Below are 12,552 nucleotides of genomic sequence, written 5' to 3'. Positions count from 1 at the left end.
ATCGGAGATGCAAGAACCTGAGGTTCTTGCTGGGGTGCTCGAGGGGCAAAGCCCCTCGATCTTCTTTTTTGGAGACGACAATGATCAACCGACGCAGCGTCATGGCAGCAACCGCGGCCGGCGTGGCCGCACCCACGGTGGTGGGCGCCCAGGGCGGCGCCGCGCGCGTGCTGCGTGTCATTCCGCAGGCCAACCTCACCAGCCTCGACCCGGTATGGACCACGGCCGTCGTCACCCGCAACAACGCCTTTCTGGTCTTCGACCAGATCTGCGCCCAGGATTCCAAGGGCGAGATCAAGCCGCAGATGGCCGAGGGCTGGTCGTTCTCCGACGACCGCCTGACCCTGACCTTCACGCTGCGCCCCGGCCTCGTCTTCCATGACGGCGAGAAGGTGACCTCGAAGGATGCCGTCGCCTCCATCAAGCGCTGGGCGCGGCGCGATCCCTTCATGCAGGTGCTGCAGTCGAGCGTCGCCGAGGTCGAGGCGCTGGACGACCGCCGCTTCCGCTTCCGCCTGCACCGCCCGGTGCCGCTGCTGCTCGCGGCGCTCGGCCAGACGCAGTTCCCCTGCTTCGTCATGCCCGAGCGCATCGCTGCCACCGACGCCTTCACGCAGATCCGCGAGGCGATCGGCAGCGGGCCCTTCCGCTTCGTGGCGAACGAGTGGAATCCGGGCCAGAAGGCCGTCTGGGCGAAGCATGACGGCTACGTGCCGCGGCAGGAGCCGGTGGACGGCCTCGCCGGCGGCCGCGCCCCGCGCATCGACCGTGTCGAGTGGACGGTCATCACCGACCCCGCCACCAGCGCCAGCGCCATGACCCAGGGCGAGCAGGACTATTGGGAATACCCGCTGCACGACCTGCTGCCGGTGATGCGCCGCTCGCGCGACCTGGTGGTGGAGCAGCGCCTGCTGGAAGGCACCTACGGCGTCGCGCGCTTCAACTGCATCCAGCCGCCCTTCAACAATCCCGCGATCCGCCGCGCGGTCGCGATGGCGCTGGACCAGCGCGACTACCTCACCGCGGTCGCGGGCACCGACACGCGCGGCTGGGGAGTCTGCGAAGGCGTCTTCACCTGCGACACGCCGCTGGCCAACGAGGCGGGCAGCGAGATCCTGAAGATCCGCAACATCGAGCGCGCCAAGGCCGCGCTGCGCGAGGCCGGCTACAACAACGAGAAGGTCGTGCTCATCGCGCCCGGCGACTACCCGCAGATCAATGCGCTCTCGCTGGTGACGGCGGACCTGCTGCAGCGCCTCGGCATGAACCTGGAACTCATCTCGGCCGACTGGGGCACGCTGATCCAGCGCCGCGCCAGCAAGGAGCCGGTGGAGCGGGGCGGGTGGAGCATCATCCACACCACCTCCTCCGGCCAGTCGCTGACCATGCCGGTCTTCCACCTCTTTCTCCGCGCGAACGGCGCGAACGCCTGGTTCGGCTGGCCGGACGACGCGGAGATCGAGCGCCTGCGCGGCGCCTGGATCAACGCCGACGGCCCCCAGGAGAGCCGCGCCATCGCCGAGCAGCTCAACCGCCGGGCCATGGAGGTCATGTCCTACCTGCCGCTCGGCTACTACTGGCAGCCGAGCGCCTGGCGGCGGAACCTCACCGGCGTGTTCCGCGCGCCGGCGACGGTGTTCTGGAACATCGGCAAGGCCTGACCGCCATGGAGATCTCCCGCAGGGCGAGCCTGGGCGGCGCGGCGGCGCTGCTCGGGGCACCGAATCTCGCCTCGGCTCAGACGCAGGCGCGGACGTTGCGCTTCATCCCGCAGGCGAACCTCGCCAGCATCGACCCGGTCTGGAGCACGGCCGTCGTCGTCCGCAACCACGGGCTGATGGTCTACGACCTGCTCTACGGCCTCGGCGCGGACTACCAGGTGCGGCCGCAGATGGCGGAAGGCCATGAGGTCAGCACCGACGGGCTCACCTGGACCATCCGCCTGCGCGAGGGCCTGAAGTTTCACGACAACGAGCCCGTGCGCGCGCGGGACTGCGTGGCTTCGATCCTGCGCTGGTCCAAGCGCGACGTGCTGGGCAGCCGGCTCGACGCGCTGGGCGAGGAGGTCTCCGCGCCCGACGACCGCACCATCCGCATCCGGCTGAAGAAGCCCTGGCCTGGCCTCGCCTGGGCGCTGGGCAAGCCGTCTGCCAACATCTGCGCCATCATGCCCGAGCGCGTGGCGCGCACCGATCCCTTCACGCAGGTGACCGACTCCACCGGCAGCGGGCCCTTCCGCTTCCGCCGCGATCTCTTCCGGCCCGGCGACGTCGCGGTCTACGAGCGCTTCGACGGCTACGTGCCGCGCGCCGAGCCCACGGACTTCCTCGCCGGCGCCAAGCAGGTGCATTTCGACCGGGTCGAGTGGCGCATCATGCCCGATCCCGCCACCTCCGGCGCCGCGCTGCAGAACAACGAGGCAGATTGGTGGGAAACCCCGCTGCCCGACCTGCTGCCGCTGCTGCGCCGCAACCGCGACATCGAGATCGGCGTGGTGAACCCGGCGGGCAATCTCGGCGTGCTGCGCTTCAACTTCCTGCATCCGCCCTTCAACGACATAGCGGTGCGCCGCGCGCTCCTGCCGGCGGTGGACCAGCGCGCCTTCATGGATGCGGCGATCGGCACCGATCCCGCGCTGTCTGTCGTGCCGGCAGGCGTCTTCACGCCGGGCACGCCGCTCGCGAACGAGGCCGGGCTGGAGGTTCTTTCCGGCCCCCGCAATCTCGAGGCCGCGCGGGCCGCCCTGCGCGCCTCCTCCTATGCCGGTCAGCGGGTCGTCATGATGTCCGCGACCGACCTTCCCGTGCTGCAGAACCTGTCCGAGGTGGCGGCCGACCTGCTGCGCCGCGTCGGCTTCAACGTCGACTTCCCGGCGATGGACTGGGGCACGCAGATCCAGCGCCGCACCAGCCGGGCCCCGGTGGAGCAGGGCGGCTGGAGCGTCTTCTGCACCACCTGGGAAGGCCTGGACGTCTCGGTTCCCGGCAGCCACCAGCCCTTGCGCGGCAACGGTCCGCAGGCCTGGTCCGGCTGGCCGACCATGCCGCGGCTGGAGGCGCTGAGGGAGCAATGGTTCGACGCGCCCGACCAGGCCTCCGCCCGCGGGATCGCCGAGGAGATCCAGCGCGTGGCCTGGGACGAGGTGCCCTTCATCCCGCTCGGCCTCGTGCGGCCGCCGCAGGCCTGGCGGCGCAGCATCACGGGCGTGGTGCGCGGCGGCTCCTCGCTCTTCTGGGGCGTGCGGCGGAGTTGATGCCCGCCCTTGGACGCGCCCCGCGGCCCGCTTCGCGGACCTGGTTTCGCCGTGCGGCTGCGGCGGGCGCGGACAGGTTGGGGGCGTCGCTGGCCGTTCTGCGTCCGGGGGGCTCCTCTGGCACGGCATGTGCAATGCAGCACGCCGGGACCATGCTGCAGCGCGGTAACGCTGGCGTGTTGCCCAACGGTGGTGCAGGTTCAGCCCAACACGGCGGCAGGCCGGGGGGAAACGGGAGATTGACTGATGGAGCGTAGAAGCTTTCTGCAGGCGGGCGTCGCGGCCGCTGCTGCGAGTGCGGGCCTTTCCGGCCCCGCGCTGAGCCAGGGCGCCGCCGCGCGCACCCTGCGCTTCGTGCCGCAGGCGAATCTTGCGAATTTCGACCCGATCTGGGGCACGCAGTACGTCGTGCGCAACGCCTCGGCCGCGGTGTGGGACACGCTCTACGGCGTGAACGACAAGCTCGAGCCGCAGCCGCAGATGTGCGAGGGCCACACCGTCTCGTCGGACGGCCTGACCTGGACCTTCAAGCTCCGCGAGGGCCTCCGGTTCCATGACGGTGAGCCCGTGCTCTCCAAGGACGTCGTCGCCTCCATCACGCGCTGGATGCCGCGCGACCCGATGGGCCAGATGATCCGCGCCATCCAGCAGGAGCTGGTCGCGGTGGACGACCGCACCTTCCGCTGGGTGCTGAAGTCGCCCTATCCCAAGCTGATCTACGCGCTCGGCAAGACCAACACGCCCATCCTCTTCATCATGCCGGAGCGCATCGCGCGCACCGATCCCTTCACGCAGATCACGGAATATGTCGGCTCCGGCCCGATGCGCTTCCTGCGCAATGAATGGGTCCCGGGCGCCAAGGCCGTCTTCCAGAAGTTCGACCAATACGTGCCGCGCAGCGAGCCCTCGAGCTGGCTCGCGGGCGGCAAGCGCATGCTGGTGGACCGCCTCGAATGGGTCGTCATGCCCGATCCGGCGACGGCCTCGGCCGCGCTGCAGAACGGCGAGATCGACTGGTGGGAGAATCCCATCACCGACCTCATCCCGATCCTGCGCCGCAACCGCAACATCGCGGTCGACATCGCCGATCCGCTCGGCAACATCGGCTCCTTCCGGATGAACCACCTGCATCCGCCCTTCAACTCGCAGAAGGTGCGGCAGGCCGTCCTCGCGGCGCTGAGCCAGGAGGACTACATGCGTGCCCTGGTGGGCGACGACAACAACCTCTGGAAGGCGCTGCCCGGCTTCTTCACGCCCGGCACGCCCGGCTACACCGAGGCCGGCGGCGACATCCTCAAGGGTCCGCGCAACATGGACCTGGCGAAGCGGCTGCTGCAGGAAGGCGGTTACCGCAACGAGCCCGTCGTCTGCGTCGTCGCGCAGGACCAGCCGATCACCAAGGCCATGGGCGACGTGACGGCCGACCTGCTGAAGCGCATGGGCATGAACGTCGACTTCGTCGCGACCGATTGGGGCACCACCGGCCAGCGCCGCGCCATGAAGAATCCGCCGAACCAGGGCGGCTGGAGCATGTTCCACACCTGGCACGCCGGCGCCGACTGCGTGAATCCCGCCGCCTACAACGCCGTCCGCGCCAATGGCCAGGATGCGTGGTTCGGCTGGCCGAGCATTCCCGCGGTGGAGCAGGGCGTCACCGAATGGTTCGCTGCGCCGAACGAGGCCGCCGAGAGGGCCGCGCTCGACAAGATCAACTCGCAGGGCATCGAGAACGTGGTCTACGCGCCCACGGGCTTCTTCCTGGGCTACCAGGCCTGGCGTCGCAACGTCAGCGGGATCGTCAAGGGACCGCTGCCCTTCTTCTGGGGTGTTTCCAAATCGTGATAGCGCTGGTTTAAAGCCACCATGTGGGCCTACATCATCCGACGTGTCCTCGCGACGATCCCGGTCATGGCGATCGTCGCGCTCTTCGTCTTCTCGCTCCTCTACCTCGCGCCGGGTGATCCGGCCGCGGTCATTGCGGGCGACCAGGCGACTCCAGCCGATGTGGAGCGCATCCGCGAATCCCTCGGCCTCGACCGCCCCTACCTGGTGCGCTTCGGCGCCTGGGCCTGGGACATCCTCCGCGGTGACCTCGGCACCTCGATCTTCACCAACCTGCCGGTCAGCACGATGATCCAGCAGCGCATCGAGCCGACGCTCTCGCTGATGATCGTGACGCTGATCCTCGCCGTCTCCATCGCTGTGCCGATGGGCGTCATCGCGGCCTGGAAGCAGGGCACGACCATCGACCGCCTCGTCATGGCCTTCGCGGTGCTCGGCTTCTCGGTGCCGGTCTTCGTGGTGGGCTATGTGCTGGCCTATATCTTCGCGCTGGAGCTCGATTGGCTGCCGGTGCAGGGCTACACCCCCTTCTCGAACGGCTTCTTCCCCTGGATCGAGAACCTGATCCTGCCGGCCATCGCGCTGGGCGGCGTCTACATCGCGCTGATCGCCCGCATCACCCGGGCGACCATGCTGGAGGTGCTGAGCCAGGACTACATCCGCACCGCCCGCGCCAAGGGCGCCGGGCAGCGCAGCATCCTCTTCATCCACGCGCTGAAGAACGCGGCCGTGCCGATCGTCACCGTCGTCGGCATCGGCGTGGCGCTGCTGATCGGCGGCGCCGTGGTGACGGAGAGCGTCTTCGCCATCCCGGGCCTCGGACGCCTGACGGTGGATGCGATCCTGCGGCGCGACTATCCGGTGATCCAGGGCGTGATCCTGCTGTTCAGCTTCGTCTACGTGCTGGTGAACCTGCTGATCGACCTCAGCTACACCTTCTTTGATCCGAGGATCCGGTATTGAGCGCTGCCTCCCTCCCTCCGGGGATCGACATCCCGTCGGGTCTCGCGGTCGCCGCGACGCAGCCCGACATCCTGTCCAACGTCAGGCCGCGGCGGGGGGTCATCGGCTTCCTGCGGCGGTATCCGACGATCGCGATCGGCGGGGGGCTGCTGATCCTCATGCTCTGCATCGCGATCTTCGCGCCCTACCTCTGGACCAAGGACCCGACCTCGCTCGCGCCCGCGCTGCGCACGCGCGAGCCCTCGGCGCGCTGGTGGTTCGGTACGGACATGCTGGGGCGCGACGTCTATTCGCGCGTCCTCTTCGGCTCGCGCGTCTCGCTGCTGGTGGGCTTCTCGGTGGCGCTCTGCGCCTCGGCCGTGGGGCTCTTCATCGGGCTGATGTCGGGCTTCAACCGCTTCGCCGACAGCATCATCATGCGCATCATGGACGGCATGATGAGCATCCCCTCCATCCTGCTCGCCATCGCGCTGATGGCGCTGACGCGGGGCTCGGTGCAGAACGTCATCCTGGCCATCACCATCGCGGAGATCCCGCGCGTCTCGCGCCTCGTGCGCGGCGTGGTGCTGAGCCTGCGCGAGCAGCCCTATGTCGAGGCCGCGGTCGCCTCGGGCACGCGGACCATCTTCATCATCTTCAAGCACATCCTGCCCAACACGCTGGCGCCGCTGACCGTGCAGGCGACCTATATCTGCGCGGCGGCGATGATCACCGAGGCCATCCTCTCCTTCATCGGCGCGGGCACGCCGCCGATCATCCCCTCCTGGGGCAACATCATGGCCGAGGGCCGGGCGCTCTGGCAGGTGAAGCCCTACATCGTCTTCTTCCCGGCGATCTTCCTCTCGATCACGGTGCTCGCGGTCAACCTGCTGGGTGACGGCCTGCGCGACGCCATCGATCCCCGTCTGGCGAAGAAACTCTGATGAGCATGATGCGCGCCGAAGGCGACAACCGAGAGATCCTCCTGGAGGTCGACAACCTCCAGACGCACTTCCGCACCATGGACGGCGTGAACCGCGCCGTGGACGGCGTCAGCTTCCACGTCCGCTCGGGCGAGACGCTGGCCATCGTGGGCGAGAGCGGCTGCGGCAAGTCCGTCACCGCCATGTCCATCCTGCGCCTCATCCCCGAGCCCCCGGGCAAGATGGCCGGCGCCATCCGCTTCCAGGGCAAGGACCTGCTGAAGCTCTCGGACCGCGAGATGCGCGCCATCCGCGGCAACGAGATCAGCATGATCTTCCAGGAGCCGATGACCTCGCTGAACCCGGTGCTCACCAACGGGCGCCAGATCGGCGAGACGCTGCGGCTGCACCAGGGCCTCTCCAAGCAGCAGGCCGAGGAGCGCGCGGTCGAGATGCTGCGCCTCGTCGGCATCCCCGAGCCTGGGCGGCGCGTGCGCGAGTATCCGCACCAGCTCTCGGGCGGCATGCGTCAGCGCGTGATGATCGCCATCGCGCTGGCCTGCAACCCGAAGCTGCTCATCGCCGACGAGCCGACCACCGCGCTCGACGTGACCATCCAGGCGCAGATCCTGGACCTGATGCGCGACCTCAAGAACACGGTCGGCGCCGCCATCGTGCTCATCACCCATGACCTCGGCGTCGTGGCCGAGGTCGCGGAGCGCGTGGTCGTCATGTATGCCGGCCGCAAGGTGGAGGAGGCACCCGTCAACGAGCTCTTCCGCACGCCGCGGCATCCCTACACCCAGGGCTTGCTGGGCTCCGTGCCCAAGCTCGGCTCCTCGCTGACCGGCGAGACCACCCGGCTCGTGGAGATTCCCGGCCTGGTGCCGAGCCTCAAGCAGAAGATTCCGGGCTGCGTCTTCGCGACCCGCTGCCCGAAGGTCACGGACCTCTGCCGCGCCGTCGCCCCGGCCCTGCAGGAGAAGGCACCGAACCACATCGCCGCGTGCCACTACGCGCCCGTCGAGGCCTCGGTCAGCGGCGCGGTGGCCGCATGACCTCTTTCGCTGAATGGAACGGCCGATGAGCGGCGAGCGTATCCTCGAGGTCGCGGACCTCAAGAAGCATTTCCCCATCCGCGGCGGCCTGATGGGCAGCACGGTGGGCCATGTCTATGCGGTGGACGGCGTGTCCTTCCACATCGACAAGGGCGAGACCCTGTCGCTGGTCGGCGAGAGCGGCTGCGGCAAGTCCACCGTCGGCAAGTCCGTGCTGCGCCTCTTCCCGCTGACGGCGGGGCAGGTGGTGCTGAACGGCAAGCGCATCGACGACATGCCGACGGGATCGCTCCGGCCGATCCGCCGGCAGATCCAGGTGATCTTCCAGGATCCCTTCTCCTCGCTGAATCCGCGCATGCGCGTGCGCCAGATCCTGGCCGAGCCGATCAAGAACTTCGGCTTGGCCAAGGACAGCGCCGACCTCGAGGAGCGCATCGGCCTCCTCATGGACAAGGTGCGGCTGCCGCGCGACGCGGTGAACCGCTGGCCGCACGAGTTCTCCGGCGGCCAGCGCCAGCGCATCTGCATTGCCCGCGCGCTGGCGGCCGAGCCGGACGTGATCGTCTGCGACGAGGCGGTCTCCGCCCTCGACGTCTCGGTGAAGGCGCAGATCGTGAACCTGCTGCAGGACCTGCAGTCGGAGCTCGGGCTGGCCATGCTCTTCATCAGCCACGACCTCGCGATCGTCGAGCACATGACGCATCGCGTGGCCGTGATGTACCTGGGCAAGATCGTCGAGGTCGCGACCCGCAAGGCGCTCTTCGGCGCGCCGCGGCATCCCTACACCGAGGCGCTGCTCTCCGCCGTGCCGGTGCCCATGCCGGGTGCCATCCGCGAGCGGATCGTGCTGACGGGCGACGTGCCCAGCCCGATCAATCCGCCGCCGGGCTGCCGCTTTCACACCCGCTGCCCCTATGCCTTCGACCGCTGCCGCAAGGAGGAGCCGGTGCTCCGCGACAACGGCGAGGGGCATTTCTCGGCCTGCCACCTGCACGACCTCCCGGCCGCGCAGAATCCGCTGCTGAACAAGGCGCCGCCGACCGCCTTCCGCACGGAAGCCGCCTGAGGCCCCCATGTCCGGGCGACGCGTCACCTTTGTCGCCCGGGCGCCGCGCAGCGTCTTCGGGCGCTTCTGCAAATGGCTCTTCATCGGCTTCAACCTGCTGATGCTCGGCCTGCTGCTGGCCAATTGCGCCGTGGTGATCCCCTACATCGCCTCCGACGATCCGGACGTGGCGGCGGGCGCGGGGCTGTTCGGCGTGATGCTGGCGGCGGGAATCTGGATGGTCTGGCCGGTGGGGGCGCTGATCCTCGGCATCCTCACCCTTGTCACGCGGGGCCGGCGCCTCACCTTGGAGCAGGAACTGCCGCCCTGAAGCGGGATGATCGAAGGCGCGCGGGCGCCGAAGGTCCGAATCTCGCGACGCGGCAGGGCCCGTGACGCTTGACGACGCGCCTTCGGAGCGCGACCTTCCGGCGGCACGGTACAACCACGGGGAGAGTGCGCGATGCCGCAAGTGACGCTGAGCGTGAATGGGAAATCGCACACCGTCGACATCGAGGGCCGCACGCTGCTGGTGGAGCTGCTGCGCGAGAAGCTTCGCCTCACCGGCACCCATGTCGGCTGCGACACCAGCCAGTGCGGCGCCTGCGTCGTGCATATCGACGGCGAGAGCGTGAAGTCCTGCACCACGCTGGCCGTGATGTGCGAAGGCGCTGCGATCACGACGATCGAGGGGCTGGCCAAGGCGGACGGCACGCTGCATCCGATGCAGGAGGCCTTCCGTGAATACCACGCGCTGCAGTGCGGCTTCTGCACGCCGGGCATGGTGATGTCGGCGGTGGACCTGGTGCAGAAGCACCCGGAAGGGCTGACCGAGCTGGAGATCCGCGAGGGGCTGGAGGGGAACCTCTGCCGCTGCACCGGCTACCACAACATCGTGAAGGCGATCGCCGCCGCGGCCGATGTGATGCACGGCAAGCGCGAGACGATCGCGGCCGCGGCGCAGTAAGGCCGACCAGGGGGCTCTGCCCCCTGGACCCTTTTACAAATCGGAGATGCAAGAACCTGAGGTTCTTGCTGGGGTGCTCGAGGGGCAAAGCCCCTCGAAACAAGTGGCGGAAAGTCACGGAACAGGGAGACAAGGCCATGAACGCAGTCCTGCCGTTCGAAGGCATCGGCGCCAGCGTCAAGCGCAAGGAGGACCTGCGCTTCCTCTCCGGCCGCGGCCAGTATGTCGACGACATCAACCGCCCCGGCCAGGCGCATGCCTGGATCCTGCGCAGCCAGTACGCGCATGCGCGGATCATATCGATCGACACCACGGCGGCTGCGGCGATGCCCGGCGTCGTCGCGATCTACACCAGCACCGACATGACCGGCATCGGCGGCATTCCCTGCGGCTGGCAGATCCACAACAAGGACGGCACGCCCATGGCGGAGCCGAAGCACCCCGTCCTCGCCGAGGGCAAGGTGCGGCATGTGGGCGACCCCATCGCCGTCGTGATCGCCGAGACCCGCAGCCAGGCGCGCGACGCCGGCGAGGCGATCGTCGTGGATGTCGAGCCGCTGGCCGCCGTCACCGGCACCACCGCCGCGATGGCCGCCGACGCGCCGCGCGTGCACGACGATGTCGCCGGCAACCTCTGCTACGACTGGCACATCGGCGACAAGGCCGTGACGGACGCGGCCTTCGCCCAGGCCGCGCACCACGTCGTCTTCGAGACGACGAACAACCGCCTCGTCCCCAACGCCATGGAGCCGCGCAGCGCCGTCGGCGACTACGACACGACCACGGGCGAGCACACGCTCTTCACCACCAGCCAGAATCCGCACGTGATCCGCCTGCTGATGGGCGCCTTCGTGCTGCAGATCCCCGAGAGCAAGCTGCGCGTGGTGGCGCCGGATGTCGGCGGCGGCTTCGGCAGCAAGATCTACCATTATGCCGAGGAGGCCATCGTCACCTGGGCCGCGGCGAAGCTGGGCCGCGCGGTGAAATGGACCGCCGACCGCACCGAATCCTTCATGTCCGACGCCCATGGCCGCGACCACGTGACGCGCGCCGAGCTCGCGCTGGACAAGGACGGCACCTTCCTCGGCCTGCGCGTGCACACCCAGGCGAATATGGGCGCCTATCTCTCGACCTTCGCGCCCTGCGTGCCGACCTACCTCTACGCGACGCTGCTGGCCGGGGTGTATTCGACGCCGGCGATCTACGCGGAGGTGAAGGCCGTCTTCACGCACACGGTGCCGGTGGACGCCTATCGCGGGGCAGGGCGGCCGGAAGCGACCTATCTGCTGGAGCGCCTCGTGGATGTCGCGGCCAAGCAATGCGGCTTCGACAAGATCGAGCTGCGCCGCCGCAACTTCATCGCCACGTCGGCCTTCCCGTACCAGACGCCCGTGGCGCTGCAGTACGACAGCGGCGACTACTTCTCCACGCTGAACCAGGCGCTGGAGACGGCGGGCTGGGCGGGCTTCGAGGCGCGGCGCGCCGAGTCGGCCGCGCACGGAAAGCTCCGCGGCATCGGCATCTCGACCTATCTGGAGGCCTGCGGCATCGCGCCCTCGGCCGTGGTCGGCTCGCTCGGCGCCCGCGCGGGACTCTACGAGGTCGGCACCATCCGCGTGCATCCGACGGGCAGCATCACTGTGCTGACCGGCGCGCACAGCCACGGGCAGGGGCACGAGACGACCTTCGCGCAGCTGGTCTGCGATAAGCTCGGCGTTCCCGTCGCGAATGTGGACATCGTGCATGGCGACACGGCCAAGGTGCCCTTCGGCATGGGCACCTATGGCAGCCGTTCTCTGGCGGTCGGCGGCTCGGCCATGGATAAGGCGATGGACAAGATCATCGCCAAGGGCAAGCGCATCGCGGCGCACCTGATGGAAGCCTCCGTCGAGGACATCGAGTTCGACCGCGGCACCTTCCGCGTGGCCGGCACGGACAAGACCAAGGCGCTGGCCGAGATCAGCCTTGCCGCCTATGTGCCGCACAACTACCCGATCGAGGAGCTGGAGCCCGGGCTGGAGGAGACCGCCTTCTACGATCCGAAGAACTTCACCTATCCCGGCGGCTGCCACATCGCCGAGGTGGAGATCGAGAAGGAAACGGGGAAGGTGCATCTCCTCAACTTCACCGCGGTGGACGATGTCGGCCGCGTGGTGAATCCCATGATCGTCGAGGGCCAGGTGCAGGGCGGCGTGGCGCAGGGCGTCGGCCAGGCGCTGCTGGAGAACTGCGTCTACGACAGCGCCGGTCAGCTCATCAGCGCCTCCATGATGGACTACACCATGCCGCGCGCGGACGACCTCGCCCCGGTCAGCGTGGCCACCCACACCACGCTCTGCACGCACAACCCGCTGGGCGTGAAAGGCTGCGGCGAGGTGGGGGCGATCGGCTCGCCGCCCGCCGTCATCAACGCGGTGGTCGACGCGCTGCGCGACTATGGCGTGAATCACATTGAGATGCCGGCGACAGCGCCCAAGATCTGGTCCATCATCCACGGCAGCACGCACTGAGGAGCTCTCAGC

The 12,552-nt window shown here is 68.7% G+C and carries 10 protein-coding genes; all 10 read left to right on the top strand.

The window, feature by feature from the left end:
• Positions 1-80: 80 nt before the first annotated feature.
• The 10 genes from AC1ROY_RS06150 to AC1ROY_RS06105 all read left to right on the top strand — a co-directional run bounded on the left by AC1ROY_RS06150 (position 81) and on the right by AC1ROY_RS06105 (position 12,540).
• Positions 81-1,661 (top strand): ABC transporter substrate-binding protein, encoded by a 1,581-nt coding sequence (locus tag AC1ROY_RS06150; protein ID WP_493147714.1) that lies wholly within the window; start codon positions 81-83, stop codon positions 1,659-1,661.
• Positions 1,662-1,666: 5 nt separating this feature from the next.
• On the top strand, positions 1,667-3,253 hold the full coding sequence (locus AC1ROY_RS06145; RefSeq protein WP_493147713.1) for an ABC transporter substrate-binding protein: 1,587 nt from the start codon (positions 1,667-1,669) through the stop codon (positions 3,251-3,253).
• A 246-nt stretch (positions 3,254-3,499) separates the two neighbouring features.
• Positions 3,500-5,095 carry an ABC transporter substrate-binding protein gene (locus AC1ROY_RS06140; RefSeq protein WP_493147712.1) on the top strand — a complete coding sequence of 532 codons (1,596 nt, stop codon included), beginning with the start codon at positions 3,500-3,502 and terminating at the stop codon, positions 5,093-5,095.
• 21 nt (positions 5,096-5,116) lie between these two features.
• Complete coding sequence (locus tag AC1ROY_RS06135; protein ID WP_493147711.1) at positions 5,117-6,058, top strand: ABC transporter permease; 942 nt, start codon at positions 5,117-5,119, stop codon at positions 6,056-6,058.
• Positions 6,055-6,981, top strand: coding sequence for an ABC transporter permease (locus AC1ROY_RS06130; RefSeq protein ID WP_493147710.1), 927 nt, complete (start codon positions 6,055-6,057; stop codon positions 6,979-6,981). Before AC1ROY_RS06135 ends, AC1ROY_RS06130 begins: the two co-directional genes overlap by 4 nt.
• On the top strand, positions 6,981-8,018 hold the full coding sequence (locus AC1ROY_RS06125; protein WP_493147709.1) for an ABC transporter ATP-binding protein: 1,038 nt from the start codon (positions 6,981-6,983) through the stop codon (positions 8,016-8,018). The genes AC1ROY_RS06130 and AC1ROY_RS06125 overlap by 1 nt, the downstream gene beginning before the upstream one ends.
• Before the next feature lie 25 nt (positions 8,019-8,043).
• Positions 8,044-9,084: an ABC transporter ATP-binding protein gene (locus AC1ROY_RS06120; protein WP_493147708.1), complete on the top strand. Its 1,041-nt coding sequence runs from the start codon at positions 8,044-8,046 to the stop codon at positions 9,082-9,084.
• A 7-nt stretch (positions 9,085-9,091) separates the two neighbouring features.
• The gene (locus AC1ROY_RS06115) at positions 9,092-9,394 is read left to right on the top strand and encodes a hypothetical protein (RefSeq protein WP_493147707.1); all 303 of its coding nucleotides are present in this window, start codon (positions 9,092-9,094) and stop codon (positions 9,392-9,394) included.
• A 132-nt stretch (positions 9,395-9,526) separates the two neighbouring features.
• Positions 9,527-10,030, top strand: a complete 504-nt coding sequence (locus AC1ROY_RS06110) for a (2Fe-2S)-binding protein (protein ID WP_493147706.1) — start codon at positions 9,527-9,529, stop codon at positions 10,028-10,030.
• 137 nt (positions 10,031-10,167) lie between these two features.
• Positions 10,168-12,540 (top strand): xanthine dehydrogenase family protein molybdopterin-binding subunit, encoded by a 2,373-nt coding sequence (locus AC1ROY_RS06105; RefSeq protein ID WP_493147705.1) that lies wholly within the window; start codon positions 10,168-10,170, stop codon positions 12,538-12,540.
• Positions 12,541-12,552: the final 12 nt, after the last annotated feature.

The organism is Roseococcus sp. GW821-FHT12F05 (assembly GCF_058806835.1).
This window is presented reverse-complemented; position numbering and strand designations above follow the sequence as displayed.

Bases quoted from the DNA above. Each gene is read 5' to 3' on its own strand.
- AC1ROY_RS06150 (WP_493147714.1), top strand. From the start codon at position 81: ATGATCAACCGACGCAGCGTCATGGCAGCAACCGCGGCCGGCGTGGCC.
- AC1ROY_RS06145 (WP_493147713.1), top strand. From the start codon at position 1,667: ATGGAGATCTCCCGCAGGGCGAGCCTGGGCGGCGCGGCGGCGCTGCTC.
- AC1ROY_RS06140 (WP_493147712.1), top strand. From the start codon at position 3,500: ATGGAGCGTAGAAGCTTTCTGCAGGCGGGCGTCGCGGCCGCTGCTGCG.
- AC1ROY_RS06135 (WP_493147711.1), top strand. From the start codon at position 5,117: ATGTGGGCCTACATCATCCGACGTGTCCTCGCGACGATCCCGGTCATG.
- AC1ROY_RS06125 (WP_493147709.1), top strand. From the start codon at position 6,981: ATGAGCATGATGCGCGCCGAAGGCGACAACCGAGAGATCCTCCTGGAG.
- AC1ROY_RS06120 (WP_493147708.1), top strand. From the start codon at position 8,044: ATGAGCGGCGAGCGTATCCTCGAGGTCGCGGACCTCAAGAAGCATTTC.
- AC1ROY_RS06115 (WP_493147707.1), top strand. From the start codon at position 9,092: ATGTCCGGGCGACGCGTCACCTTTGTCGCCCGGGCGCCGCGCAGCGTC.
- AC1ROY_RS06110 (WP_493147706.1), top strand. From the start codon at position 9,527: ATGCCGCAAGTGACGCTGAGCGTGAATGGGAAATCGCACACCGTCGAC.
- AC1ROY_RS06105 (WP_493147705.1), top strand. From the start codon at position 10,168: ATGAACGCAGTCCTGCCGTTCGAAGGCATCGGCGCCAGCGTCAAGCGC.